This window comes from Streptomyces sp. NPDC001508 (genome assembly GCF_040298665.1).
Classification (GTDB): Bacteria; Actinomycetota; Actinomycetes; order Streptomycetales; family Streptomycetaceae; genus Streptomyces.
Genome location: NZ_JBEPAP010000048.1, coordinates 47,606 through 73,372, shown reverse-complemented (window position 1 = coordinate 73,372; position 25,767 = coordinate 47,606). Strand labels below are relative to the sequence as shown.

Here is a 25,767-nt window from a genome sequence, read left to right as displayed (position 1 = left end):
CGAACGCGGGCTCGGCACGCTGTTCGGCGGCGTATGACGACGCCCCGCCCCACGCCCCGAGGCCCGCGCCCCGAGGGCCCGAGACGACGGCCCGCTCCCTGACCGCGACCCGTGATCTGTGGGGCGGGGCCGTATGCGCGCATGCCTGTGGCCCGCGCCCCGGGGTCCGCGGCCGGCGCCCCGAGGCCTGAGATGTCGCCCGCCCCTGGCCGTGATCTGTGGCGCGGGGCCGTATGCGCGCGTATCTGCGGCCTGCGCCCCGGGGTCCGCGGCCGGCGCCCCGAGCCCTGAGATGTCGCCCGCCCCTGGCCGTGACCCGGGACCCGTGGGGTGGTGGGGCCGTACGCGCGCATGCCTGTGGCCTGCGCCCCGAGGTCCGCGTCCAGCGCGCCGAGGCCTGAGATGTCGCCCGCCCCCGCCCCTGGCCGTGACCTGTACGCGTGACCCGCGGCGCGAGGCCCCGTGGGCCCGAGGTGACGGTCCGCCCCCTGCATCCGTGCGCGTCCTCTCTCCCGGCCGACGACCACGCCGTGGCGTACGCGCCGGGGAGCCGGCCGTCAGGGTCGCGCGGCATGCCGTCAGTACCGCAGTACCCCCGCGATGCCACGCGCGTCGTCCAGCGTGCCGTCCGGCACGAAGCGCACGTCGGCGCCGGTCTCCAGGCACTGCTCGACGATCTCGTCCACGACGTCCTCGCGGGCGTCGAGGTCGCCGCTCTCGGCGGGGATCAGATGGTCGCCGTCGTCGCGGACGGTCACCCGGTAGTTCTCCTCGACGGCGAGCAGCCGGACCCGGCCCTCGCGCGCGTTCTGCCAGACCTCGTCGACACCGGCCGCGAACTCCTTGCGGCCACGGGCCGCGTCCAGCTCCCGGGCCACGCGGTCGGCGGCCTTCGCGGCCTCGGCGTCGACCACCGGCCGGATCGCCTGCCACACGGCTTCGGGGGTGTTGTTCGCCAGCCCGCCGTGCGGGATGTGCACGGCCTCCCGGGCGACGCCGCCGACCTCGTCCAGCAGGGACAGTGCGGCCTGCTCGCCGGTGAGGTACAGCGGCCGCGGGAGCTCGCGCAGCACCGCGGTCATCGCGATGTCGGCCTCCCGCAGGAAGCGGCGGGTGTCCTCGTCGCGGAAGGTGCTCGGGAAGTCGCCGATCCGCTCCTGGCGTTCGGCGTCGAAGTTCTCCCGGTTGCGCAACAGCGGAAAACCGCCGGCCCGGGCCTCGACGACCCGGTCGCCTGCGCCGTTCCACAGGGTGACGTGATCGGCGGAGACCGACAGCACCCAGAACGGCCGCTCGGCCGCGCGCGCCGAGACGAGGTTGCGGGTCAGGAAGGTGTCCGAGAGCACCACCCGCTCCGGGACGGCACGGGCCAGCGACCACACCTGGTGCTCGCCCGGCGCGGCGAAGATCACCAGGCCGTCCTCGGAGTGCGCCAGGTCCACCTCGGTGAGGGCCCGGTCGAGCTGGTCGACGACATCGGCACGTCGCTCCCGGGTCACCGCCGGGTCGGACTCCAGCTGCTTCTTGGCCTCGGCCAGCACATTGCGCAGCCGGACCGGATCCTGGGTGTTGTCGGGTTCGCGGCGGTGCGTCGGGGTCAGCACGGACACCGCGGGATACGGGCGTGGGCGCCGCAGTTCGGCGAGGATCGCGGGGCTGAGTGCGTGCTCCATAAGAGCACGATAGGGCGGATTCACGGTTCGGGCATTTGGGGTATTCATGGGCATGCCCTGTGGGTTCCTGCCTGTCCGAGCGGGCTCTCGCCGGTTCGGCGCGGCCGGCGGGAGCGGGTCGGGAAGTGATCGTGGATGGCTCGGCCGGCCGTCGACGGTCGGGGCCCGGTCGTCCGCCTCAGCGGACCGGAGCGGCTGCCGGCCCGGGGCGTGCGCGGGCGGCCCGGATCCCGGCGGCGGTGCGCGACGCGACGGCCGAACCCGGACTGGTGGCGCGCGCTGCGCGGCCTCCGCGCTTCGGCCGGCGGCTGCCCGACCGCTTCCGCGCGGGCGCGGAGCCTCACCCTGAGGGCCGTGATCAGGTCGCCCTGCGCGTGCGCGAGGCCGTCGTACACCCGGCGGGAGAAGAACGCCCCGGTCGCCCTGCCGGATACGACGACCTGGCCGTCCGCCGGCCGGGCTGTCCGCGACCTGGTCGTCCGCGCCGGCCGGGCTGTCGGCCGACTTACCGGCCCCGCCGCCTCGGCGGTCCGCGACGGCCCCGACGGCCCGACGCGCCCCGGCGTCCGACTGTCCACCGGCGGCGACGTGGCGATCGGCCGCTTCGGCCGCGGCCCGGCCCTGGACGCCGCGATCGGCGGCCTGGCGCGTGCGCGAGCGCGTGCGGCCCCGGCCGTCGTGCCGGCCTGTGGCCCTCCGTGCTCCCTGCACCCGCCTCGTGATCCGTGAGACCGGGCGCACCCCGAAGCAAACCCTCCGTCACCGGAATCGGCGAACAACGGGGCACCGGACGGGGGCACCGGGCGGCTTGGGGAAGTTTTTGCCCGTGGCCGGTCCACGGCGGGCCCTGCCCGGCAGGGCGCCGGAACGCGGGCCCCGCCCGGCTGGACCGCGTCCGAAAGCGCGGCCCCGACGAGCCGGCGCACGTCGCGGCCGCGTTGACCGACCCGGCGCCGCGGACCCACGCTCGTACCACAGATGCTGGATACAACTGGTTCGGTGGTCGACGGAACCCGCCTACGAAAACGCAGGTGAGCCAGGTGCCGACGCCGGTCCGGAGGCAGGAGGAAAGGCATGTGCGGCATCACCGGCTGGGTTTCCTTCGACCGCGACCTGCATACCGAGGCCGCGACTTTGGACGCGATGACCGAGACGATGGCCTGCCGCGGCCCGGACGACCGCGGCACCTGGATCGACGGTCCCGCCGCCCTGGGCCACCGCAGGCTCGCCATCATCGATCTGCCCGGCGGACGTCAGCCCATGACGGTCACCACGCCCGAGGGAACCGTGGCGCTGGTGTACTCGGGCGAGGCCTACAACTTCACCGAACTCCGGCAGCAACTGGCCGCGCGCGGGCACCGCTTCAGCACCGACTCCGACACCGAGGTCGTCCTGCGCGGCTACCTCGAATGGGGCGACGGACTCGCCGAACGACTCAACGGCATGTTCGCCTTCGCCCTCTGGGACGGCCGCCACGACAAGCTCGTCATGATCCGCGACCGCATGGGCATCAAGCCCTTCTACTGCCACCCGACGCCCGACGGCGTCCTGTTCGGCTCCGAACCCAAGGCGATCCTCGCCAACCCGCTGGTCAGACCCCGGGTCGGCCTGGACGGGCTGCGCGAGCTGTTCACCATGGTCAGAACGCCCGGACACGCCGTGTGGGAGGGCATGCGCGAGGTGGAACCCGGCACCGTCGTCACCGTCGACCGCACCGGCCTGCACACCCGCGCCTACTGGCGGCTGGAGACCCGGCCGCACACCGACGACCGGGCCGCCACCGTGGCCCATGTCCGCGACCTCCTCGACGACATCGTGTGCCGCCAGCTGGTGGCCGACGTGCCGCGCTGCACCCTGCTCTCGGGCGGCCTCGACTCCTCCGCCATGACCGCGCTGGCCGCCCGCCGACTCGCCGAACAGGGCGAGAAGGTGCGCAGCTTCGCCGTCGACTTCGTCGGCCAGACCGACCACTTCGTGCCCGACGGACTGCGCGCCACCCCGGACACCCCGTTCGTGCACGACGTGGCCCGCCTCGCCGGCACCGACCACCACGACATCGTCCTCGACGCCGAGGCCCTCGCCGACCCCGCCGTACGGGCGAAGGTGCTGCGCGCCCGTGACCTGCCCGCGGGCTTCGGCGACATGGACTCCTCGCTCTACCTGCTCTTCCAGGCCGTCCGCGACCGGTCCACGGTCGCCCTGTCGGGCGAGTCCGCCGACGAGGTCTTCGGCGGCTACCAGCAGTTCTTCGACGAGGAGGCACGCAACGCCGACACCTTCCCCTGGCTGGCCGTGTCGAACCGGCACTTCGGCAAGGACACCGACGTACTGCGCCCGGACCTGGCCGGGAACCTGGACCTGGACACCTACATCGCCGACGCCTACCGCACCGCCGTCGCCGGCATCGGCCGCCTCGACGGCGAGAGCGACTTCGAGTACCGGATGCGCCGCATCTGCCATCTGCACCTGACCCGCTTCGTACGCGCCCTGCTCGACCGGAAGGACCGGATGAGCATGGCCGTCGGCCTGGAGGTCCGGGTGCCCTTCTGCGACCACCGTCTCGTCGAGTACGTCTACAACACCCCCTGGTCCCTGAAGTCCTTCGACGGCCGCGAGAAGAGCCTGCTGCGCGAGGCGAGCGCCGACGTCATCCCGCGGTCCGTGTACGAGCGGGTCAAGAGCCCCTACCCGTCCACCCAGGATCCCCGGTACGGCCTCGCCCTCCAGGAACAGGTCAAGGACCTGGTGGCCCGGCCCGACCACCCGGTCTTCGAACTCGTCGACCGGGACAAGACCGACCGGGCCGCCCACCGGGAGCTGCCCGCGGGCTCCCAGGCGGGCCGGTACAGCCTGGAACGCACCCTCGACCTGGCGCTCTGGCTGGACATGTACGCGCCCGAGCTGACGCTCAGCTGAGCCCGATCGCCCGGTCCGCGGCCGCCGCCGACGGCTGCCACCAGGTCGTCACCGGCTCCCACACCCGCACGGCCTCGCCCGCGCCGATCTCTGCCGCCGTGAACGCGCGCCCCCGATGGGCCGGGTCCGCGGCCACGGCGATCGCGTCCACCCGGCGGGCCTGCGAGTCCGCGGGGTCGGCGATGGTCCGCACGGCGGCGTACGCGGTCCGGCCGGCCTCGACGCGATACCTGCCCTCCGCGCCGTCGGGCACCGGCAGGGCCGCGCCGTCCAGGTCGCCGAAGGTGACCGTGGGGTAGCGGCCGACGGTGCAGGCACGACCGGAGCGGTTGGTGACATCGATCCGCACCACGGTCGGATCGGCGGGCGCCACCGCCGCCCGCACGGTCAGCGCCCGCTCCGGGCAGACGGTGTCGCGGGCGGCCGCCGCGCCGTGCGGCGCGACGAGCAGCAGGGACGCCGCGGCGAGGGCGACGGCCGGCACGGCCGCGGCGGTACGGATACGCATCATGGATCTCCCCTGGGTCGGTCGGTGCCACAACGGCGGGTCACGCCCGCCCACTGGGTGCGACGGCCGGGAGGGCCCGGAGGTTGTGGTGGACCCGGCGCCCGTCACCCGCCCGGGTCACTACGGGCCGGCGTCGGGCGCGGTGTCACTCGGCCCGGTCCGCCGGGCAGGAACTCCCGTCGGCGGGCAGGGAGCCGTACAGCAGGAAGTCGTCGACCTTGTGGCGGACACACTTGGAGGACGAGTAACCGGTGTGGCCCTCGCCCTTGTTGTCGAGCACCACTGCCGACGCGCCGAGCCTATGGGCGGTCTCCACAGTCCAGCGGTACGGCGTGGCGGGGTCGCCCCGGGTACCCACCAGGAGCATCTTCGGCGTGTCGACGTCCTTGACCCGGTCGCGGATGAAATCCGTGCCCCGGGGACGCCCATAGCACATCAGCAGTTCCGCCAGCCGGTACCGGCCGAAGACCGGTGACGCCTTCTCGTAGTCGGCGCGCAGCCGCGCGATGTCCTGGGTGATCTGCCCGGCGCCGGGGCGGTCCGGGTCGTCCGCGCAGTTGACGGCCATCAGCGCCGCGGACAGGTTGTCCACGGGGACGTCCGCCTCGTCCACGAGTCTGCCGTCGAAACGGTGCACAGGCGCCGCACCGCCGGCCGCGAAGGTCTGCACCCCACGCGTGTCGCCGTTGTCGACCAGGGAGAGCAGGGCGCGTTCGAGCGTGGGCCACAGCTCCTTGCCGTACAGGCCCTGCCCCATGGCGCCCACCAGATCCTGGCCGGAGAACCCGCCGCCCAGGCCGGTCGGCACCGGACGCGCGTCGAGCGAGCGCACCAGCTTCACGACCTGCTCCCCGGCCTTGCGCCGGTCCCGGCCGAAGGGGCAGCCGCGGTCCTTCACGCACCAGTCCAGGAAGTCGTCCAGCGCGGTCTGCTGCCCCTCGGCGCCCGCCAGTCCCTGCTCGGACAGGGGCTCGGTGAGGGTGTCCACGCCGTCCAGCGCCATCCGGCCCACCTTGCCCGGGAACTGGGCGGCGTAGACCGCGCCGATCCGGGTGCCGTAGGAGAAGCCGAGGTAGTTGAGTCGGTCGTCGCCGAGGGCCTGGCGGATGACGTCCAGGTCCCGGGAGACGTTGATGGTGCCTATGTGGGGCAGGACGGGGCCGGAGTAACGGACGCACTCGGCCGCGGCCTTGCGCAGCAGCGCGAGCAGCGCCTGGGGATCGCGCCGGCCGGCGCCGTTCCCCGTCACGGACGAGGCCTCGCCGGTGCCCTCGCCGCAGCTGACGGGCGAGGACCGGCCGACGCCGCGCGGGTCGAAGGTGACCACGTCGTAGCCGTCGGTCAGGGCCAGGTAGTCCTTGCCGGAGGCGGCGAGCGTGCTGATGCCCGCGCCGCCCGGGCCGCCGAAGTTCAGCACCAGGGAGCCCTGCGACCTCCCGGTCGCCGGGCGGCGGGCCAGCGCCAGGTCGAGGGTGCCCGCGCCGGGCCGCGCATAGTCGAGCGGGACCGTCACCTTCGCGCACTGCAGCTTCTTGGCGGCCGCGGTGCCCCCGCAGGCCGACCAGGTGACCTTCTGACGGTAGAACCGGGTCAGATCGGGCTGGGACGGGGCGGTGGTCCCCGTGGGCAGCCCCGCGCCGAGCAGCGCCAGCGTGACGACTCCGGCGCTCGCACAGCTCCGGACGGCGGGCCGCGTGGACAGCTTGGCCAGCATCGATGCCTCCAAGGGAGCCCCGCTGCGGACCGGGGCAGCGCTCCCGATCACCATAGGCGGCCCGCGGAATGCTCGCCTCCGGACGCGGTGGGCGGCATCTGCGAGGGGCTTCACGAAAGGTTCGACCACCGTGTCGCTCGATGGGGTGAGAGCCCGACAAGCCATAACTCGGATGGCTCAGCCGCGTTTAATCCGGTGCGGGCGAGCGCCCGTGACCATGTCAGGAAGGCAGGGAGCCGATGAAACGGCTTACCCGAAACGGTGTGATCGCCGTCGCCGCCGCCTCCGGCGCGATGGCCGTGACGATGCCGGCGCACGCGGACTCCGCGGCGGACGGTGCCGCGGTCGGCTCGCCCGGCGTGATCTCCGGCAACACCGTCCAGATCCCGGTGCATGTCCCGGCGAACGTGTGCGGGAACACCGTGAACGTGGCGGGGCTGCTCAACCCGGCCGCGGGCAACACGTGCGCCAACGAGGGCGGCACCGGCGCCGGGCGCGGCGGGGCGACCCGATCGGGCGCGGCGGGCTCGTCCGGCCAGACGGCGTCCTCGGACAAGGCGGCCTCCTCGGGCGGGGCGAGCGCCCAGGGCGGGGGAACGGACTCGCCGGGCCTGCTGTCCGGCAACACCGTCCAGCTCCCGGTGCATGTCCCGGTCAACGTCAGCGGCAACACCGTGAACGTGGTCGGCGTCGGCAACCCTGCCGTCGGCAACGAGTCCGTGAACGGGCACCCGGCGAAGCCCACCCCGCGGCCGCCCGCCGAGCCGCCCACGACGGCACCGCCCCGGGCGCACCACTCCGTCGCACCAGAGCCCCGCGCCGCCGCCCAGACGGCCGAGGTCGCCCTCGCCCACACGGGCGCGGACCTGACCGTCCCCGCGCTCGCGGCGAGCGGGGCGCTGCTGCTCTCCGGCGCCGCCCTGTACCGCCGCTACCGCCCGGGAGCAGGGCGCTGACCCACCCCGGGGCAGCCGCCTCCGCCGGACGCCGACCGGCGGAGGCCCCGGCCACGACTGCGGAGGACGGGACCCCACAGGACGGGATCCCGAAGAACGGGTCCTCGGAGGACGGGACCCCGGGGAACAGGATCCCGGGGAACATGACGCGGCCCACGGCCCTTCCGGCACGGCCCGACGACCCCGCCCGAGCCGGTCGGCCCGCCCACGGCAGACGCGCCGGTCGGGCCCCGGCCCGGTGGAATCTCAGGAGCCGGCCGACCAGTCGCCCGTACCACTCCGCATGGACGATCAGGCCGAGCCCGACCCGGGCATGCGTGCCGCGCGCATCGGTCAGGGAGCACGGTGCCGTCCGCGGCACCAGGGCCGACCCGAACGGCTCGTCGCAGGTTCGGCGCAGCGCGGCTGCGCACGGCTCGCCGTCGCCGCCGCGGACCGCCCCGCCCTCGACACCTCGCCGGCCGGCTCCCTCCACCGCCACAGGTACGGCAGTTCGTCCCCTTCCACCAAGTTCACCATCGCGCACGCCCCTGCTCCGGGTACGGTTCCGGGCGTACGCCACGGCCGTCGGACCCGCCGGGGCCACGCGAAGCGGCGCTCGGCGCGCCGTGGCGCACCGCCGGGAAGGCGTGCCGGTGCGCCAGGGCGACCGTGGTGAGCGCGACCGCGACCGGCGGCAGCGCCGCCCAGGGCAGGGCCGCGGGCCCGCCGCCGTCCAGGGCCAGCCCGCCGGCCAGGGAACCGACGGCGATCCCCGCGTTGTAGACGGTGGTCTGCAAGGAGGTGGCCACATCGGCGTCGGCCGGCCCCGACACGTCGACCAGCGCCGTCTGGATCAGCGTCGGTGCGCCGCCGAACGCCACACCCCACAGCACCACCGCCCCCAGAAGCAGCGCCGGCCGGCCGGCGGCCAGGGCGAACACCGGCAGCACCGCCGTGAACAGGCCCAGCGCGGCGAGCAGGGTGCCGCGCAGCCGACGGTCGATCAGCACCCCCGTCAGCCAGATGCCCGCCACCGTCGCGCTCCCGAACACCGCGAGCAGCAGCCCCGTACGCGCGAAACCGGCGTGCGCCGCGAACGGGGCGACGTACGTGTACATCGCCTGGTGACCCAGCAGCAGGAACAGCGTCACGGACAGCACCGGACGGATCCCCGGCCGTGCGGCGACCCGCAGCAGCGGCACGCGCGCATGCCGCGCCTCACCGGGGAAGCCCGGCACCCGCCACCGCACCAGGGCCACCAGCAGCAGGGCGAGGACGGCGAGCACCGCGAAGGCGGCGCGCCAGCCGACCGCCCCGGCCAACGCGGAACCCGTGGGTACGCCCAGCGCCAGCGCGAGGGTGATCCCGGCCAGCACGACCGCGATCGCCCGGCCGCGCCGCTCGGCCGGCACCATCCGCGCCGCGTACCCGGCGAGCATCGCCCACAGCGTGCCGCCCATGGCCCCGGCCAGCAGCCGGGCGGCGAAGGTGAGGGCGTACGAGGACGACACCGCGACCAGCGCGTCGGCGCAGGCGAAACCGAGCAGCGCGCCCATGAGTACCGGCCGCCGCGGCAGCCCGCGCAGCGCGGCGGTCAGGGGGACGGCCGCCCCGAACGAGGCGGCGGCGTAGCCGGTGACCAGATAGCCGACCCGGGACTCCGAGACGCCCAGGTCCGGGGCGATGGCGGGCAGCAGACCGGCGGGCAGCAGTTCGGTCATGACGGCGGTGAAGGCCGCGGCGGACAGGACCAGCAGGCCCGGCCACGGCAGCCGCACGGGCAGGGCGGGGCCCTCGCCCCGGGAAGCGGTGGACATGGGACCATGCTCGGAGCCTCACATCAGTGTGAAGGTCAAGGCGAAGGCCGGGACGGCCCGGAGGCAGACCATGAGGATCGGCGAACTGTCCCGCCGCACCGGGGTGCCGGCCCGGCTGCTGCGCTACTACGAGGAACAGGACCTGCTCCACCCCGAACGGGCCGCCAACGGCTACCGGACCTACGGCGAGAGCGCGGTCCGGGACGTCCAGCAGATCCGCGGACTGCTCGACTCGGGCCTGACCACCGAGATGATCCGCGCGGTCCTGCCCTACCTCGGCGGTGCCGACGAGATCCATCCGCCGGCCGAGTGCGTCAGCGCGGAGACGGCCGCGCTGCTGCGCGCCCACATCGACCGCATCCAGGCCCGCATCGACTGTCTGGCCCGCAACCGCGACCGGCTGAGCGCCTATCTCGCGGCGGTCCGACCGCAGACGGAGACATGCGCCGGGCGCTGACCGCAATCAATTCCGTTGCCGTGCCGGGCCCTTGATGCTGAAGTGGGTGCATGGACCATGCAGCTGTACTCGCCCGATACGACCGGGACATGCGCAGGGAGGCACGGCCCGACGGGCCGGGCGCCCGGATCGAGCGCACCGCGGCGGTGGTCCGGCAGATCGCCCCGGCCCACGGCTGGAACGGCGTCCTGTGGTCCGGCCTGGACGGCACCGACGCGACGGACGCCGACGCGACGATCGCCGCGCAGATCGCGTACTACGGCGCGCTGGGCCGCCCGTTCGAGTGGAAGCTCTACGGCCACGACCTCCCCGCCGACCTCGGATCCCGGCTTCTGGCCGCCGGGTTCACGCCCGAACCCGAGGAGACGGTGATGGTCGCTCAGACCGCCGAGGTGGTGGCGCTGACCGCCGGCGCCGCGCCGCCCGAGGGCGTCCGCGTCCTACGGGCCGACGACGCGGCCGGCGTTGAGCACATGGTCGAGGTGCACGAGAAGGTGTTCGGCTCGGACGGCGGCGGGCTGCGCCGCCGGCTGCTGGCCCGGCTCGCCGCCGACCCCGGCTCGCTCGTCGCGGTCGTCGCCCTCGCCGGGGACGAACCGGTGAGCGCCGCCCGGCTGGAGCCCGTGCCCGGAACGGGGTTCGCCGGGCTGTGGGGCGGCGGCACCCTCGCACACTGGCGGGGCCGCGGCCTCTACCGCACCCTGGTCGCCCACCGCGCCCGGGCCGCCGCGGCCCGCGGCCACCGCTGTCTCCAGGTCGACGCCACGCCGATGAGCCGTCGTGTCCTCGAACGCCTCGGCTTCCAGGCGCTGACCACCACGACGCCCTACCTGTACGGCGGGTAGTCCCGCCGGCGGCCCGCCGGGCCGGTCACGGCCGAACGCGGGCGCCGGCGCCGGTGGTTCAGCGGCGCGCCCGCGTCCGGTCCAGGGCCGCCACGCCGACCGCCGCGAGGCCGATCTGGATCAACCACTCGATCCAGTCGGGTCCCTTGGTGTCGGCGACCCCGAATCCCGCGGCGATCGCCGAGCCCAGCAGCGCGGCCACGATGCCGACGACGATCGTCAGCACGACGCCGATGCGCTGCCGGCCCGGGACGACCAGCCGTCCCAGCACGCCGATGACGACACCGATGACGATGGCACTGATGATGCCTGAGATCTCCATCTCCACCCCTCTTCGTCGCGTTCCCCCGCTGCTGTGCCATGTGCCCGCTGGATCCGGAGACAGTCCGCCTTGCCGAGGCCCGTGCCCTGTGTTCACCCGCAGGACGCGCCCGCGCCTTCCCCCGGGCGACGCCGGGTCCGCCTGCGCGATCAGTGCGCGGGCACGGTCCGTGCGGGCGTGTTCCAGCCCGAGACCCGCACCCGTGGCGCCGAGCCGCGCAGATCGGCCGTCCGGTAGACGGCGGTCAGCGTCGCCGTCTCGCCCGGCCACAGCGTGACCTGGTTGTCCGACCAGCGCACCGGCAGCACCGGCACGTCCGCGGCGTCGACGAGATGGACGTCCGTCAGCAGCGACGGCGTCCGCCCGCGCCCCTCGTTGCGCAGCGTCACCGTCGTCGTCGACGTGCCGTTCGCCGACACCGTGGCCGCCGTCGCCGCCACCGGGACCCGGGCCATCCGGCCGAGCCCCGTCAGATCGGCGTGGCTCGTGGTCGGCGTGTGGTACCAGTCGGTGCGGGCCCAGTCGAGGGTGTCGGGCCGGGTGGAGAGCCAGTACACATTGCGGCTCACCTCCCGGCCCGTCGCGTCGGACAGGATCAGCCGGGCCAGATACGTCGGCGTCAGCCTGTTGACCGACGCGGGCAGGGTGAGCACCGAGGAGTGCGCCCCGCCGCCGGGTACGCGCACCCCGGACACGGTGCGGTCGTACCTCGGGGTGCCGTCGGTGGTGAACAGCGTGGCCCGCGCGGTGAGCGGACCGGCCGTGGAGCGGCGGTTGTTGACGACGACCACCGAGCGGTCGTCGTACGAGTACTGGACGTGCAGCGGCTCGTTCGCCTTCTTCGCCCCGAAGTAGGCGCCGCCCTGGTCGAGGCAACGGTCCGTCAGCTGCCAGTGCAGGGACGTCCAGCCGCTGTTGAACATCCAGTAGACCAGCCCGGTCGCGGGCTTCGAGGCGTCCGTGGCGGCCCGCCCGTACGCCTCGAACTGGGCCCGCACGTTCTCGTACTGCACGAGTTGGGCCTTGCGCACGTAGTCGGCGAGGTTCCTCGGGGCGCCGTAGCGGCCGGCGAGCGCGGCGTTGTGGATGCCGAGGGTGCCGAATGTCGCCGAGGGGGAGCGGTGGTACTGCCGGGCTCCGGGGTCCTTCCAGAGGGTGTCCAGTTCGGCGGGGGTCAGCATCCGGCGCAGGGTGTCGAGGGTGGGGATGTCCGGGCCCGCGCTGGTCTCGGAGTTGAAGCCGGTGGCGCCGCCCTCGCGCTTGGCGTACCAGTACGCCGGCGGCACCCAGTCGTAGGGCCCGGTCATCTTCATGCCCGAACGGCCCAGCCGCGGGGAGGACTTGTCGGAGGCGGCGGGCACCACCGGGGTCGGCCAGTCGGCGGCCGCGAGGGCGTCCAGGTAGTTCCGCTCGATCGTGGCGTCGGGCGCGAAGTCGCTGCCGATGAGGAAGGAGAGCACGCTCGGGTGGTTGCGCAGCCGGGCGGCCTCGGCGGCCATCGACGCCTTGGCGACCGGATGGTCGGCGGCGGTCCACCGCTCGCCCAGCTCACTGCCGTTGACCTGCCCCTCCCACTTGTCGCAGCACTCCCAGCCCGGCAGGGTGAGGACACCGTGCCGGTCGGCGAGGTCGAAGAACTCGTCGGGCTCGATGTGGCCTTCCAGACGGATGGTGTTCAGTCCCAGGTCGAGGGCGTACTTCAGGCGGTCCTCGGCGTAGGTGCGGTCCCAGCGCAGGAACTCGTCCGGCGACCAGCCGCCGCCCTTGATGAGCAGCCTGCGCCCGTTGATCCGGTACGCGCGGGCGCCGTCGGCGTTCAGGGGGGCCCGGACATCTCGGATCCCGAAGGTCTCGTGCGCGGTGTCCGAGGCGGTGCCGGAGACGGACACGGTCAGATCGAGGTCGTACAGGGGCTGACCGCCGAGGCCGGCCGGCCACCACACCCGGGGCGAGATCAGTCGCAGTCCGGGGACGTCCGCGGGGGTGAAGGCGACCGTCGTCGTCTCGTGCGCGGCGAGCGGCACGGTCCTGCGCAGGGTGATCCCCGCGACGCTGCCGGTGACCTCGGCGGTGACGGGCGTGTCGGAGTCGTTGCGGGCCTGCGCTTCGACGGTGAGGTCGGCGGTGGCCAGCGAGGGCACGTCCAGCCGGGTCAGCACGTGGGCGTCGCGCAGCGCGACCGGGCCGCCGCGGCGCAGGCGGACATCGCGGACGATGCCCATGTTGGCGTCCGGCGGCGGCTGGAGCCAGTCCAGCCAGCCCATGGTGAGCTGCCGGGTCGGGTCGTTGGGCAGGACACGGAAGGCGACCGTGTTGGTGCCGGTGCGCACCAGTGCGGTGAGGTCCAGCTCGTGGCGGGTGTAGGCGCCGGTGACATCCTTCGCCGCCGCCACCCGGCGGCCGTTCACATAGACGTCCGCCGCCGAGATCACACCGCTGAAGTCGAGGTAGGTGCGCCGGGAGGTGTCGGTGACCGTGAAGTCCGTGCGGTACCACCACGGGACGCGGAAGTCCGCCGTGGGGATCTTTTGCTGGTTGGTGGAGAAGAACGGGTCGGCGTACACGCCGGCGGCGAGCAGTGCGGCGAGCACGGTCGAGCGGGGGCCCGCGGGATACCAGCCGGCCGCGTGATAGCCGGGGGAGGACACGGCCGCCGGGGAGTCGGCCACCTTCGCGGTCGACTGGATCGCGTAGCCGGCCAGCGGGGTGTCCGTGCCCGCCGCCGCCGGGACGCGGGTCACCGGCGGGGGGTGCCGCGCCGCCGGGGACGGATCGTGGGGCCCGGCCCAGGCGCCGGAGGCGAGCGGGCAGAGCAGGCCGAGGGCCACGGCGGAGGCGGCGAGGCGGTGCCGGGCGGCGGGGAGAGGGAACACGGCGTCTCCAGCCTCGCAAAGTCAGGAAACCTTACAATTCGGACAAGTTAGGGTCCGTCGCCGGGAGTGTCAATCACCGCACGGGCCGTGTCCGTCGCCCCGCCTCGCCGCCGGGTACCGGGGGCACCGCAACGTCTCCGACGGGCGGCCCGGGTCGCGCTGGGCGCATGTGCGCACCAACGGTCGACGCCGTGGTGGAGAGCGGGCGCCCGACGCGGCTCGTGGCAGGTCCGGCAAGGTCTCGTGGGCGATGCGCAGGATGTCCTCGCGGCACCGGGCGGTTCCCACCGTGCCGGTCAGCACCAGGGCCTCGCCGCGGATCTCGTGACCGCCTGGGCCGCTCCGCGATACGAGAGCCGGCTGGAGCGGCACTGATCGGGCGGACCGTTGTCCGCGATGACCAGGTCGCTGAGCAGGGGCCCGCACACCCAGCTCGCCGAGATTGCCCTCCGCCAGCCGCTCGGCCAGATGGGCGTTTCCGGGTCGCCTCGACGTCCAGTCGCACGCAGACATCGTCAAGCTCACCGTCGTCCACGAGGACCCGGTGACGAGGGTGAGCTGAGGAACGTGTCCGCCGGCCCGCGGTACTGTCCGGCCTCAAGTCCCTGATCGAGACCGGCAGTCCGCTGCCGCAGGAGCCCCGGCTTGTGCCGGGCCGCTGAGCCGGCCCCGCGGTGCCGGTCCGGCCGCCCCGGACCGGCACCGCGTCCTTCCTTCCGAAGAGAGCTTCGGTGCCGTTACCGCTTGGGCTTGCTCCTGGCCACCGTACCGGCGCAGATCAGCCCGAGAACCAAGGCCAGTGCGCCGATGACGACGTTGCTGGCCACGACGCCGGCGTCGGGGTTCGTGCCGACGATCCACGGCGCGATGATCATCCAGATACCCAGGGCGCACATGGCCCAGCTGAGCCCGTACATCCGCTCCGGTGCCCTGGTGAACCCCAGGGCCAGCAGCCCTATCGCGATGCCCATGATCAGGTTGTGCACCATGAGTGCGGGCTGGCTGGCTGTGTAGTGCAGGATCCACGGGGACGCCGCACAGTACAGACCGAGCAGGAACACCGGTCCGTCCACGAGTGCCACATCGCGACCGCCGAGCATGCGGGCGTAGCGTTCCCGCATTTCGGAGACATCAGGGTGGCTCGTCATGTCACCTCTGGTGCGCGAGACATCGGCCATGACTCGTCTCCTTCTTGACTTGCAGGCTGGACCGCGTCCTTTGCGGTATGGCGGTAAGAGCCGCCTATGTGCATTCTGCTCTTATTTTACCTTTATGTGTAGTGTTCGGTCCTCTGCGGTCCATAGGACTGTGCGTCAGATCCGCGCCGGAGCGAACGGGACGAGCCCACAGTGCGAAAGCCCTGGTCCGCGATGCGAGACCGGTCGGCTATTCCTTGACTGCTCTCGCGGGCGGCTGTCACGATCGACGGCATGCACAAGCGACTGGACCTCACGCGACGACGCCATGTCGACCTGGCGCGCGTCTCCAGCGCCTGCTGTCGCGCCGCGGCCTGATCCCCGTACCGATCCGCCGCACGTCTCCCGCACCGCATCCACCCCTCGGCGGCGCCGCGCCGTGCCCGCACCGCACGCCTGAACTCCCGTGTCTCCCGCCCGCCGGACCGGCGTCCCCGACACCCCTGCGCAAGGCCGGCCGCCGGGTCCCGGAAGGCGAACTGCCGGAACCACCTGGTACCCCTGACCGCGCCCGCCCGCAGGTCCCGTCCCGCGCGGGCGCCTTGGCCCCAGAAAGAGAGACCCCATGGCCACCGTCCTGTCCGTCTCCGGCAGCCCGTCCGCCTCCTCCCGCACCGGCCGGCTGCTGCGCCATCTTGACCAGCGGCTGATCGCCCACGGCCACGAGGTGATCCCGCTCGACGTCCGCACCATCCCCGCCGAGGCCCTGCTCGGCGCCGACCCCCGCCACCCGGCCCTGGTCGCGGCCACCGGTCTGTTCGCCCGCGTCGACGGGGTCGTCGTCGGCACGCCCGTCTACAAGGCCGCGTACTCCGGCGTACTCAAGGCGTTCCTGGACCTGCTGCCGCAGTACGCGCTGGCCGGCAAGACCGTGCTGCCGCTCGCCACCGGCGGCACCACCGCCCACGTCCTGGCCATCGACTACGCGCTCCGCCCCGTCCTGACCTCCATGGGCGCCGACCATATAGTCCAGGGCTGGTTCACCCTCGACAAGGACATCACCGTGCACGAGGACGGTTCGCTGACCGTTGCGTCGGCCGCCGCCGAGGCGCTGGGGCAGGCGGTCGACCGGTTCTCGGCGGCGCTCGGTCATGCTCCGCTGCTGGCGGCGGCGGGCTGAGTGCGGTGGCTGTCCGTGTGGTCGCCGATGATGCGGGGGTCGTCGTGGCCGCCGCATGCATCGCCGGCCGGGGGGTTCGGGCGTGTTGCCGCCGCCCGTGAGGCCGAACGCCGGTTGCCGTGGCGGGAGGTGGACCGCTCTCCGCCTTCGGCCTGCTCGCCGTGACCGTGCCCGCCGAGCACGGCGGCGCCGACGTCAGCGCCGAAATCCTCGCGGAGGGTCTTCCGGCTGCTCGGCTCGGCCGACGCCGGCCTCGCCCAGATCCCGCAGGGCCACTTCGCCTACGTGCAGATGATCCGCCGTCAGGGAACCACGGACCAGCTGAGGTTCTTCTTCGCCGTACTGCTCGCCGCTCGCCGCTTCGGCAACGTCCAGTCCGAGGCGGGCACCCGGCACGTCCAGGGCATCCGCACCTGGCTGGGGCCCCCGCCGGACGGCTCGTACGTACCCGACGGCGTCAAGCACTACTGCACCGGCGCGCTGCTCGCCCACCGGATCCCGATGCCGGCCCGCGCCGGGCACGACCGTCCGCACGTGGCGTACGTCCACGTCCCGCGGGACGCGCCCGAGGTGACGGTGGTCGACGACTGGGACGGGACGGGCCGGCACACCACCGCCGACGGCACCGTCCGTCTCGACGGCGTCCCGGTGCCCGCCGACCGGGTGCTGCCCCACCACCTGACCTTCGATGGCCCCCAACTCCACGGCGCCCTGGCCCAGTTGCTGCACGCCCCCATCGACGCGGGGATCGCCCGGGCAGCGCTGGAGGAGGCCGTCGGCTTGGTCCGGACGAAGAGCCGCCCCTGGTTCGAGAGCGGCTACGAGACCGCCGCCGAGGACCCCTGCCGATCCAGCGCTTCGGTGAACTCGCCCTGCGGGTACGGGCGGCAGAGGCGCTGCTGCGTAAGGCCCCCCGTGCCGTGGACGCGGCCCGCGCCGAACTCACCGACGACTCGGCGGCCGAGGCGTCCAGCGCGGTCGCGGCGGCCAAGGTGCAGGCGGCCGACGCGGCCGCGGAGATGGCGGGCGCCCTCTTCGCTGACCTGGGGCGAGCCGCCCGGGCAGGTCGCCGAGAAAACCGACTGGATCCGGTGTCTTGCGGCCGCCGAGGGCCGCACACTCCGCTTCGGCATCCGGCTACACGTGATCACCCGGGGCGCCTCCGCGCAGGCATGGGCCGAGGCGGACCGGCTGCTCGCCGGTTTCGATCCGCAGACCGTGCGGTCCGTGCAGGCCGGTCTCGCCCGGCGCGAGTCGGAGGGCCAGCGGCGCATGCTCGCGCTGCACGGCGGCGACCGCGGCGGACTGGAGAGCCACCCCAACCTGTGGGCCGGGATCGGGCTGGTACGCGGCGGGGCGGGCACAGCCCTGGTCGGCAGCCACGAGGAGGTCGCCGACCGGATCGAGGAGTACCACGCCCTCGGCGTCGACGAGTTCGTGCTGTCCGGCTATCCGCCCTGGAGGAGGCGTACTGGTTCGGAGAGGGCGTTCTGCCCCGCCTGGCCGCCCGCGGCCTGTGGCAGCACCCGTCGCACCATCCCGCCGGCCCGCCCCTCCAGGTCCCGTTCGGGAGCTGACCCCCGCGGGGGAGCCGTCGCACCGGCCGTGTGCCCGGGAGAGGGGCCAGGTGCGGGGGTCGGGGGTCTCGCGGTCGGCCGACCGGCGCCGGGGCGAGCACGGGGCCGAAGCGCCGGCCTTGACGCCCCGCGGGGCCTGCTTTGCAGCGGCCGTGGCCTTGGCGCCCCGCGGGGCCTGCTTTGCAGCGGCCGTGGCCTTGGCGCCCCGCGGGGCCTGCTTGGCAGCGGCCGTGGCCTTGGCGCCCCGCCGGGCGCGCTTGGCAGCGGCCCTGGCCTTGGCGCCCCGCCGGGCGCGCTTGGCAGCGGCCCTGGCCCTGGCGCCCCGCCGGGCCCGCTTGGCGGTGGCCCTGGCCGTCAGCGCTCCGCCGAACCCGCGACCGCCCCGGAACCCAAGGCGCCGCGCTCCGCCCCCGGGAGCCGCGCCGGCCCGGAGGCCGACGGTGGCGTGGCCCGGTCAGGACGCTGCTGCGGTGAGGGCGTCCAGGTGGGCTCGGCGGGATTCCGCCGTCTGGCCCTGGACCAGGAGGAACAGGGCCTCGCGGGCGAGCCGTTGGGCGGGCGAGGCGAGCGACATGGCACGTCCGCCGCCGGCCACGACCGCCGCGGTGGTGGCCGTACGCAGCAGTTCGTACGCCTCGGCGCGCACCGCCAGCCGCTCCCTCGGATCCCCGTGCGCGACGGGCCGGTCGGCGAGGGCGTAGGCCCGGCCGCGGACCTCGGACAGCCGGGCCCGCAGCGGCCCCGCGGTGCCCTCGTCCAGCAGGGCGAGCGCCGCCTCCGCGATGCCGAACACCGCCGGAGAGGTGTTCAGCGTCTTCGGCCGGTCGGTCGCCGCCCACCGCGGGTACGGCATCCGCAGCGCCACCGCCTCCTCCGGCAGCCACAGACCCGTCAGCTCCAGCGAGACCGTGCGGGACGCGGTGAGCGCCGCAAGACGCATCGGCGGTGAGGCCCGCAGCCCCGCCTGCTCCCGTGCCTCGGCGAAGGCGAACAGCACCTCGTCGGCGTCGGTCACCCCGGCCAGCAGCATGACGTCGTTGAGCCCCCACCCGGTGTACCAGGGGACCGTGCCCGTGAACCGCAGGCCGCCCCGCTCCCGTGTCACCCGTACCGGGATGCGCGGATGGGCCCGCAGATGGGCGTAGGCCACCCCGGACAACAGCTCACCGCGGGAGAGCGGACCCAACAGCCGCTCACGCACCGGGTGTTCGCTCTTCGCCAGGGTGAGCACGGGCGTGTGGTGCTGGGTCTGCACGAACCACGTCGAACAGCACGCACCGGCCAGGATCTCCGCGGTCCGCCGGACGACGGCCGCGGGAGCCGCCGAACCGCCGTACGCCACCGGCGCGCCCACCCCGAGCAGGCCCGAGTCCTTGATCGCCTCGATATGGCCCGCGGGCACGCCCTCCTGGTCGACGCGTTCCGCCGCCGGGGTGAGCAACTGGTCCGCGATACGGCGGGCGCGGGCGACGAGCGGATGCGCTGCGATGGTCATACGGCGATTCTCCCGGTCCGGGGGAGCGAGGTGTCGTACCGGGGGTCTGCCGTTCGTGTAGGAGATGACGGCGCGATGCGGCCCGGGCCCGTCTCGCCCTTCGGCGTCCGGCGGGACGTCATGAGGCACCGCCTGTCCCGCCGTGGGCCGACCGGTCGGCGGACGCGGCGCGGACCGCGCTCGTTCACGCTTGACTGGTCTACACCCTTGACTGGTACAGACCAACGCGGTTGAGTGTGCCCAACCCCCACCACGGCCGCGCCGCACCGGTAGGGCCGTGCTCCGCAAAGGAGTTGACGCATGCTCAGGCGCCGTATCGCCGCACTGCTGGCCTCACTCGCCCTCGGAGGCGCCGCGCTGGTGTTCCAGTCGGCCCCCACCGCCTCCGCCGCCGGATTCGTGGTCAGCGAGGCGCAGTTCAACCAGATGTTCCCGAGCCGGAACCCGTTCTACACCTACAGCGGGCTGACCGCCGCGCTCGGTGCCTACCCCGGCTTCGCCACCACCGGCAGCGACACCGTCAAGAAGCAGGAGGCCGCGGCCTTCCTCGCCAACGTCAACCACGAGACCGGCGGCCTCGTCCACATCGTCGAGCAGAACACCGCCAACTACCCCCACTACTGCGACTGGAACCAGTCCTACGGCTGCCCCGCAGGCCAGGCCGCCTACTACGGCCGCGGCCCGATCCAGCTCAGCTGGAACTTCAACTACAAGGCCGCGGGCGACGCCCTCGGCATCGACCTGCTGAACAACCCCTGGCAGGTCGAGAACAACGCCTCCGTCGCCTGGAAGACCGGCCTGTGGTACTGGAACACCCAGTCCGGCCCCGGCACCATGACCCCGCACAACGCCATGGTGGGCGGCGCCGGCTTCGGCCAGACCATCCGCTCCATCAACGGCTCCCTCGAATGCGACGGCCGCAACCCCGCCCAGGTCCAAAGCCGCGTCGACGCCTACCAGCGCTTCACCCAGATCCTCGGGGTCACACCCGGCGCCAACCTCTACTGCTGACACCGGACCGCGGGGCATGCGTTCCCGCACCCCGCCAAGGCGACAGGCCCGCGTCCGCCCCGTTACCTTTTCCGTGGCCCCGCAATGGGGCGCCTGGCCCCCGGGTCCGGTATGGCTGTGTGCCCCCTGTCGAGGTGATGCCCCGGGGGGGTGTTGCCGCCGGGCTTCGGGGCACCGCTTGACCGCTGATGAGGGGCCTGACGACCGCCTGGCCTGGTGCAATGCCGGGCCGCTGCACGGGCGGCATGTCTGCGTAACGTGGTGGCCGCCGCGGGCATCCGGACACTCGGCTCACCGCGGCCGCCGTGGGCGTCCGGACACTCGGCGACCTGCCCGTTCGCCGCGTCGGCTTCGGCGCGATGCGGCTGACGGGCAGCGCGGCCCTCCACCTCGGCGTGCCGAGCGACCCCGCACGCTCGATCGCCGTCCTGCACAGGGTGGTCGAACTCGGTGTGAACCACATCGGCACGGCCGCCTTCTCCTTCTCCCCGCCGCGCTCCTCCTACGAACTGATCAACAGCGCATTCGGCCCCAGCCAGGCCGGCCTCGTCATCGTGGCCAACATCGGCCCGCACCGCGACCAGCGCGCGCGTGGGCCCCGTCGGCCCGGCTGCGCGGCCACTTCCTGGAGAATCTGCGTCGGCTCGGCCGCGACCAGCTCGACGTGGTCGATCAGCGCCGGATGCGGCAGGACTCGATCGCCGAGCACTTCGGCGCCCTCGCCGGGCCGCCGGAGGCGGGTCTGATCCGGCACCTCGGTCTCTCCCCGTCGAACCCCGCCCTCTCGCCGGGGCGCTGGAGATCGCGCCCGTGCTCCGCGTCCAGAACCGGTACGCGCTCGACCGGCCCGACACCACCGCCGACGAACTGCTGCGGACCTGCGGTGAACGGGGCATCGCGTTCGTCCCCTTCCACACCGTGGCCGGAGCGGGAGGTGAGCGCGGCGCCGTGGGGACACCCCAGGAGGCCGGGCGTACGGCGCGAGCCCGGCGCAGATGCGCATCGCCTGGACGCCGCACCGGGGCCCGCACCTGCTCGCCGTTCCCGGCACCGGCGATGCGGTCCATCTCGTCGAGACCATCGCCGCGGGCGCGCTGCGGCTGACCGACGGGGAGCCGGCGCGGCTCGCCGTGGTCCGCGCGGCCGGCCGACGGACCGGGCGCGGCCATGCCCAAGCGGCCATGCCCAAGCGGCCATGCCCAAGCGGCCATGCCCAAGTGGCCGTGCGCGGAACCGGCCCGCACGCGGGCACCGCAGACGGCCGGGGCGGACGTTCCTTGTCGTCTCGGTCGCGGCCCCCTTTCCTCATGGGCGTGCGGGCGCGGCCGTACCATGGAGGCCCGCTTACCACAATCGTGTAGACGTTCTGGTGGACGGTGCACGGTGGACGAAGACGGAGGTGAGGGGCGTTCCCATGGGCGACTCGAAAGACGAACGCCGGCCGGCCGGCGAGCTGGAAGCGAGCGTCATGGCCGCCCTGTGGGCCGCCGAGGGGCCGCAGACGCCCGGTCAGGTGCAGCGGAGCCTCGGCGCGGACCTCGCCCGCACCACCGTCACGACGATCCTGTCCCGGCTGCACGAGAAGGGCGTCGTGGACCGGCACCGCCAGGGCCGCGGCTACGCGTACGTCCCGGTCCAGGACGCGCAGGGCCTGACCGCCCGCCGTATGCACACCGAACTCGACCGCGACAGCGACCGGGAGACGGTGCTGGCCCGCTTCGTCGCCCAGCTCAGCCCGGACGACGAGCGCGTCCTGCGCGACCTGCTCGAACCCGGTGAGCGATGACCGCGGCGCTGCTGCTTCCGCTGCTGCTGCCGTTCGCCGTGCCGGCGCTGGCCCGTCGCGCTCTAGACCGGCTCGCGCCCGCCGCGGCGCTCTGGGTGATCACGGCCTCGACCCTCGTCGTCGCGGGCTGTTCCCTGGCCGCGCTCGGCGCGTTCGTCCTGACCGGACTGCTCAAACTGCCCCTCTTCGCCGCGCTCGGCGAGCTGGTCCACCCCCTGCGCACCGCCTCCGACCTCCTCGTCGTGCCGCTCGCCGCGACCTCGGTCGGCGTGCTCGCCGTGTGCGCGTGCACGCTGGCGCGCTCCGTGCTGCGCCAACTGCGCGCCTTCCGCAGCGCCCGCACCGAGGCCGCGCACGGGCCCGCCGCGGGCGACCTGTGTGTGGTCGACTCGCCACGGCCGGACGCCTACGCGCTGCCCGGCAGACCGCACCGCATCGTCGTCACCACCGCCATGCTGCGCAGCCTGGACGCCGCCGAACGCGAGGCGCTGTTCGCCCACGAACGGGCACACAACGCGGCCGGCCACCATTTCTTCCTCGCCGCCGCCGAACTCGCCGCGCACTGCCACCCCGCGCTGCGCCCGGTCCGCGAGAGCGTCCGGCTCGCGGCCGAACGGGCCGCCGACGAGGTCGCGGCCGGAGCCGTCGGCGACCGGCGGCTGACCGCCCGCGCCATCGCCCGGGCCGCACTCGCCGGCCAGAACGTCCGCTCCGCCCGCCCGGACTTCGCGCCCGCCGCGACGACCGGACCCGTGCCCCGGCGCGTCCAGGCCCTTCTGTCCGCGCCGCACGCGGCGCGCCGTGCCGTCCCCTGGATCGCCGTCCTGCTGGCCGCCTGCGCCGCCCTCTCCAGCGTCGCCGTGGGGACCGGAATGATCGACTTCCACCATCGGGTGGAGGTCGCCCAGGGCGAGGAGAACCGCTGACCCGACCCCGGCCCGGACCGGGCCGGCCTCCCTGTCCGAGCGGAGGCCGGGGATGATTGGCACCCCTCGCGTTTTACGTATAACCTCGGCCACCGTCCACCCCACCGAGAGGCCCCGATGAGACATATCTCCCTGGTCACCCTTGTCGTCGACGACTACGACGAGGCGATCGGCTTCTACACCCGGGCCCTCGGCTTCCGGCTCGTCGAGGACACCCCCCGGCCCGACGGCTCGCGCTGGGTCGTCGTCGCGCCGGGCCCGGAGCGGCACGGCACCGGCCTGCTGCTGGCCCGGGCGAAGGACGAGCAGCAGCGCGCCCGGGTCGGGGACCAGACCGGTGGCCGGGTCGGCTTCTTCCTGCACACCGACGACTTCGCCCGCGACCATGCCCGGATGCGCGCCGGTGGCGTGACCTTCCTGGAGGAGCCGCGCGAGGAGCCGTACGGCACCGTCGCCGTCTTCCAGGACCGGTACGGCAACCGCTGGGACCTGCTCCAGCCCGCCGGTACCGCACCGTCTGCCTGAGGACTCGCGGGCCTGACCGCGGCGTCGTCCTGCGGGGTCACGCCGCGGCGCTGCCCAGCAGCCCCCGCACATAGGCGGCCTGCCCGATGTGCTGGAGGTCGTCGGACAGGACGCTGACCAGCCGGACGCCCAGGGTGACCGGCGGGTCCCAGCGCTCGTCCACGATTCGTTCGAGGTCCTTGGCGGGCAGTTCGCGCAGCAGCCCGAGGGTCTGCTCGTGCACGGCGTCGTAGTACCCGGTCAGCAGTCCGCCGGTGTCGACCCGTACCTTGGCGACCTTCGCCGCGCTGTGGCCGTAGCCCGTGTCATGGCGCGGCAGGCCCAGGCCGAAACGCTTCTCCCAGCCCTGGGCCAGCCACACCTGGTCGAGGTCGAAGGCGTCGGCGACATGGTCGTCCTGGACCCGGGTGAGGTGCCAGACCAGCCAGGCGACCGAGTTGGCGTCGGGGACCGGGCGGGCGTTCAGCTCGTCCGGGCCGAGGCCGTCGAGGGCGGCGTGGACTTCTTCTTGGATACGGCCGTAGCCGTCGATGAGGATGTCCCTGGCATGCATACGTCCACCATCGCGCATCGCCCGCCGCCCTGCGTCCGGAACCCGGCTTGCCGTCGCCCTCGCGGCGGTCGCCATGACGGGTGCTGCTGTCGGACCGCGTCCGTGGAACGTCGTGGGCATGGCGCTGGTCGAGGCCGGCGCGGCGGCCGTGGCCCGGGTGCCGGGCAGGTCGCGTCGGCGGGCCGGACAGTGCGTTCCGGCGGGTGAGTTCTGTCGTCGTCCGCGGTCCCGGCCGTGGCGGTGGTACGCGGCGGACGGGACCGCGCCGGCTGCGTACCGTACCGGTGCGGCGGCGATCGTGCGGTTCGCCGCCCTCGCCGAGCGGGACCGGTCGGCTGTCGAATCGCCGTGGCAGCCTCCGCACCGGCGGAGGGCCCGCTGCCCGGGCGAGCGGGCCTGCCGCTGCGATCCTGGCCGTGCCGGACAGTGCGTTCCGGCGGGTGAGTTCTGTCGTCGTCCGCGGTCCCGGCCGTGGCGGTGGTACGCGGCGGACAGCCGGCCGCGCCGGGGGATGGCACGGTCAGCAGGGGCGGGGCTCGCCCTGGGGCGGTGCCGGGTCCCCCGTCCCCAGCAGGGTCATCAGTGCACGGGCCGCCGGGCTGGTGGCCCGCTCGGCCGGGAGCAGCGCGACCGTCTCGTACTCCGCCTCGCCGGTGCCCTTCAGCGGCAGCGCCGTGAGCGAGGGACGCTTGTGGCGGAAGTGACGGGGCACGGCGGCGATCCCCAGGTTCTCGTCGACCAGGTCGAGCAGGCTGTGTACGTCGTTGACCTCCAGCGACACCGTACGGCGGACCCCGGCCGCGGCGAACGCCCCGTCGGTGGTGCGCCGCGGCCCCCAGTCCGGGTGGAAGTCGACGAAGACCTCCCCGCCGACGTCGGCCGGGACCAGCGCCGCCCCGGCCGTGGCAAGCCGGTGGCTGGGATGGCACAGCACGGTCATCGGCTCGCTGGTCAGCGCCACCGAGCGCAACTGGTCCGTGTCGTCCTGGGTGCGGTAGGCGAAGGCCAGGTCGAGCCGGCCGGCCGCGACGTCCTCGGCCAGCGTGCCGGAGCCCGCCTGCCGCAGCAGGATCTCCACGTCCGGGTGGCGCCGCCGGAACGCGGCCAGCAGCGCCGCCACGTCCACCCCGGCGATGCACTGCTCGGTGCCCACCGCCAGCGTCCCGCGCAGCACGCCCTGCACGGCGGCGACCGCCTCGTGCGCGGCCCGTACCCGGGCCAGGATCCGTTCCGCCTCGGCCAGCAGCGCGCGCCCCGCCTCGGTCAGGGTCACCCGGCGGGTGGTGCGCACGAACAGCGGCGCCCGCAGCTCGCGCTCCAGCGCCCGGACCGACGCCGAAAGGCCCGACTGGGAGACCATCAGCCGCTCCGCGGCCCGGGTGAAGTGCTGGTCCTCGGCGACCGCGACGAAGTGCCGGAGATGACGCAGTTCCATGATTGAGAAGCGTAGTCGTTGAATCCCATCGGATTCGCCTGTTGGACCGCTGCCCGCGGGCCGGGCAAGAGTGGGACCGA

At 74.0% G+C, this 25,767-nt stretch carries 23 protein-coding genes and 2 pseudogenes; 14 read left to right on the top strand and 11 right to left on the bottom strand.

The window, feature by feature from the left end:
* Positions 1-578: 578 nt before the first annotated feature.
* Positions 579-1,673: a baeRF3 domain-containing protein gene (locus ABT245_RS32725; RefSeq protein WP_351740670.1), complete on the bottom strand. Its 1,095-nt coding sequence runs from the start codon at positions 1,671-1,673 to the stop codon at positions 579-581.
* A 354-nt stretch (positions 1,674-2,027) separates the two neighbouring features.
* On the opposite strand from ABT245_RS32725, the gene ABT245_RS32720 reads away from it, so the two are divergent.
* Together ABT245_RS32720 and asnB are read left to right on the top strand one after the other, a co-directional pair.
* A complete protein-coding gene (locus ABT245_RS32720) occupies positions 2,028-2,402 on the top strand; it encodes a hypothetical protein (protein WP_351740668.1) in 375 nt (124 codons plus the stop codon).
* Between the two features lie 345 nt (positions 2,403-2,747).
* On the top strand, positions 2,748-4,589 hold the full coding sequence (asnB, locus tag ABT245_RS32715) for an asparagine synthase (glutamine-hydrolyzing) (RefSeq protein WP_351740665.1): 1,842 nt from the start codon (positions 2,748-2,750) through the stop codon (positions 4,587-4,589).
* On the opposite strand, the gene ABT245_RS32710 is transcribed toward asnB, so the two are convergent.
* Positions 4,582-5,097, bottom strand: a complete 516-nt coding sequence (locus ABT245_RS32710; RefSeq protein ID WP_351740683.1) for a DUF4232 domain-containing protein — start codon at positions 5,095-5,097, stop codon at positions 4,582-4,584. The genes asnB and ABT245_RS32710 overlap by 8 nt on opposite strands.
* A 145-nt stretch (positions 5,098-5,242) precedes the next feature.
* Positions 5,243-6,811, bottom strand: a complete 1,569-nt coding sequence (locus tag ABT245_RS32705; RefSeq protein WP_351740663.1) for an alpha/beta hydrolase — start codon at positions 6,809-6,811, stop codon at positions 5,243-5,245.
* Between the two features lie 239 nt (positions 6,812-7,050).
* On the opposite strand from ABT245_RS32705, the gene ABT245_RS32700 reads away from it, so the two are divergent.
* Entirely contained in the window at positions 7,051-7,767 is a 717-nt protein-coding gene (locus ABT245_RS32700) for a chaplin (protein ID WP_351740660.1), read from the top strand.
* 512 nt (positions 7,768-8,279) lie between these two features.
* Here the strand turns inward: ABT245_RS32700 and ABT245_RS32695 are convergent.
* Positions 8,280-9,566 carry an MFS transporter gene (locus tag ABT245_RS32695; RefSeq protein ID WP_351740658.1) on the bottom strand — a complete coding sequence of 429 codons (1,287 nt, stop codon included), beginning with the start codon at positions 9,564-9,566 and terminating at the stop codon, positions 8,280-8,282.
* A 70-nt stretch (positions 9,567-9,636) separates the two neighbouring features.
* Here ABT245_RS32695 and ABT245_RS32690 point away from each other — a divergent pair, with 70 nt between their 5' ends.
* Both ABT245_RS32690 and ABT245_RS32685 read left to right on the top strand, forming a co-directional pair.
* Positions 9,637-10,023, top strand: coding sequence for a MerR family transcriptional regulator (locus tag ABT245_RS32690; protein ID WP_351740656.1), 387 nt, complete (start codon positions 9,637-9,639; stop codon positions 10,021-10,023).
* A 50-nt stretch (positions 10,024-10,073) separates the two neighbouring features.
* Positions 10,074-10,868, top strand: a complete 795-nt coding sequence (locus tag ABT245_RS32685; RefSeq protein WP_351740653.1) for a GNAT family N-acetyltransferase — start codon at positions 10,074-10,076, stop codon at positions 10,866-10,868.
* A gap of 58 nt (positions 10,869-10,926) precedes the next feature.
* Here ABT245_RS32685 and ABT245_RS32680 read toward each other — a convergent pair whose 3' ends face one another.
* Both ABT245_RS32680 and ABT245_RS32675 read right to left on the bottom strand, forming a co-directional pair.
* Entirely contained in the window at positions 10,927-11,190 is a 264-nt protein-coding gene (locus ABT245_RS32680; protein ID WP_351740650.1) for a GlsB/YeaQ/YmgE family stress response membrane protein, read from the bottom strand.
* 149 nt (positions 11,191-11,339) lie between these two features.
* Positions 11,340-14,063 carry a glycoside hydrolase family 2 protein gene (locus tag ABT245_RS32675; RefSeq protein ID WP_351740647.1) on the bottom strand — a complete coding sequence of 908 codons (2,724 nt, stop codon included), beginning with the start codon at positions 14,061-14,063 and terminating at the stop codon, positions 11,340-11,342.
* A gap of 243 nt (positions 14,064-14,306) precedes the next feature.
* On the opposite strand from ABT245_RS32675, the gene ABT245_RS32670 reads away from it, so the two are divergent.
* Entirely contained in the window at positions 14,307-14,438 is a 132-nt protein-coding gene (locus ABT245_RS32670) for a hypothetical protein (RefSeq protein WP_351740644.1), read from the top strand.
* Positions 14,439-14,800: 362 nt separating this feature from the next.
* Here ABT245_RS32670 and ABT245_RS32665 read toward each other — a convergent pair whose 3' ends face one another.
* On the bottom strand, positions 14,801-15,241 hold the full coding sequence (locus ABT245_RS32665) for an SPW repeat protein (protein ID WP_351740641.1): 441 nt from the start codon (positions 15,239-15,241) through the stop codon (positions 14,801-14,803).
* 252 nt (positions 15,242-15,493) lie between these two features.
* Between ABT245_RS32665 and ABT245_RS32660 the strand changes: the two genes are divergently transcribed.
* On the top strand, positions 15,494-15,577 hold the full coding sequence (locus ABT245_RS32660; RefSeq protein WP_351740680.1) for a putative leader peptide: 84 nt from the start codon (positions 15,494-15,496) through the stop codon (positions 15,575-15,577).
* 247 nt (positions 15,578-15,824) lie between these two features.
* Positions 15,825-16,379 carry an NADPH-dependent FMN reductase gene (ssuE, locus tag ABT245_RS32655; RefSeq protein WP_351740638.1) on the top strand — a complete coding sequence of 185 codons (555 nt, stop codon included), beginning with the start codon at positions 15,825-15,827 and terminating at the stop codon, positions 16,377-16,379.
* Positions 16,380-16,574: 195 nt separating this feature from the next.
* Here the strand turns inward: ssuE and ABT245_RS46265 are convergent, their stop codons facing one another.
* Positions 16,575-17,108 (bottom strand): hypothetical protein, encoded by a 534-nt coding sequence (locus ABT245_RS46265; RefSeq protein ID WP_502982241.1) that lies wholly within the window; start codon positions 17,106-17,108, stop codon positions 16,575-16,577.
* 309 nt (positions 17,109-17,417) lie between these two features.
* On the opposite strand from ABT245_RS46265, the pseudogene ABT245_RS32645 reads away from it, so the two are divergent.
* Positions 17,418-17,956 (top strand): annotated as a pseudogene (locus tag ABT245_RS32645) (LLM class flavin-dependent oxidoreductase); the annotation flags it as partial.
* Positions 17,957-18,410: 454 nt separating this feature from the next.
* Here ABT245_RS32645 and ABT245_RS32640 read toward each other — a convergent pair.
* The gene (locus ABT245_RS32640; protein ID WP_351740635.1) at positions 18,411-19,451 is read right to left on the bottom strand and encodes an acyl-CoA dehydrogenase family protein; all 1,041 of its coding nucleotides are present in this window, start codon (positions 19,449-19,451) and stop codon (positions 18,411-18,413) included.
* 300 nt (positions 19,452-19,751) lie between these two features.
* On the opposite strand from ABT245_RS32640, the gene ABT245_RS32635 reads away from it, so the two are divergent.
* The 5 genes and pseudogenes from ABT245_RS32635 (at position 19,752) to ABT245_RS32615 (ending at position 23,699) form a co-directional block, all read left to right on the top strand.
* Positions 19,752-20,462, top strand: coding sequence for a chitinase (locus ABT245_RS32635; protein WP_351740632.1), 711 nt, complete (start codon positions 19,752-19,754; stop codon positions 20,460-20,462).
* A 305-nt stretch (positions 20,463-20,767) separates the two neighbouring features.
* Positions 20,768-21,604: pseudogene (locus ABT245_RS32630) on the top strand (aldo/keto reductase); the annotation flags it as partial.
* 272 nt (positions 21,605-21,876) lie between these two features.
* Positions 21,877-22,248 carry a BlaI/MecI/CopY family transcriptional regulator gene (locus tag ABT245_RS32625; RefSeq protein ID WP_351740629.1) on the top strand — a complete coding sequence of 124 codons (372 nt, stop codon included), beginning with the start codon at positions 21,877-21,879 and terminating at the stop codon, positions 22,246-22,248.
* Positions 22,245-23,174, top strand: a complete 930-nt coding sequence (locus ABT245_RS32620; RefSeq protein ID WP_351740626.1) for a M56 family metallopeptidase — start codon at positions 22,245-22,247, stop codon at positions 23,172-23,174. Before ABT245_RS32625 ends, ABT245_RS32620 begins: the two co-directional genes overlap by 4 nt.
* 117 nt (positions 23,175-23,291) lie before the next feature.
* Positions 23,292-23,699 carry a VOC family protein gene (locus ABT245_RS32615; RefSeq protein WP_351740623.1) on the top strand — a complete coding sequence of 136 codons (408 nt, stop codon included), beginning with the start codon at positions 23,292-23,294 and terminating at the stop codon, positions 23,697-23,699.
* A 37-nt stretch (positions 23,700-23,736) separates the two neighbouring features.
* On the opposite strand, the gene ABT245_RS32610 is transcribed toward ABT245_RS32615, so the two are convergent.
* Together ABT245_RS32610 and ABT245_RS32605 are read right to left on the bottom strand one after the other, a co-directional pair.
* Positions 23,737-24,252, bottom strand: a complete 516-nt coding sequence (locus ABT245_RS32610) for a mycothiol transferase (protein ID WP_351740621.1) — start codon at positions 24,250-24,252, stop codon at positions 23,737-23,739.
* 520 nt (positions 24,253-24,772) lie between these two features.
* A complete protein-coding gene (locus ABT245_RS32605; protein ID WP_351740618.1) occupies positions 24,773-25,687 on the bottom strand; it encodes a LysR family transcriptional regulator in 915 nt (304 codons plus the stop codon).
* Between the last annotated feature and the right edge of the window lie 80 nt (positions 25,688-25,767).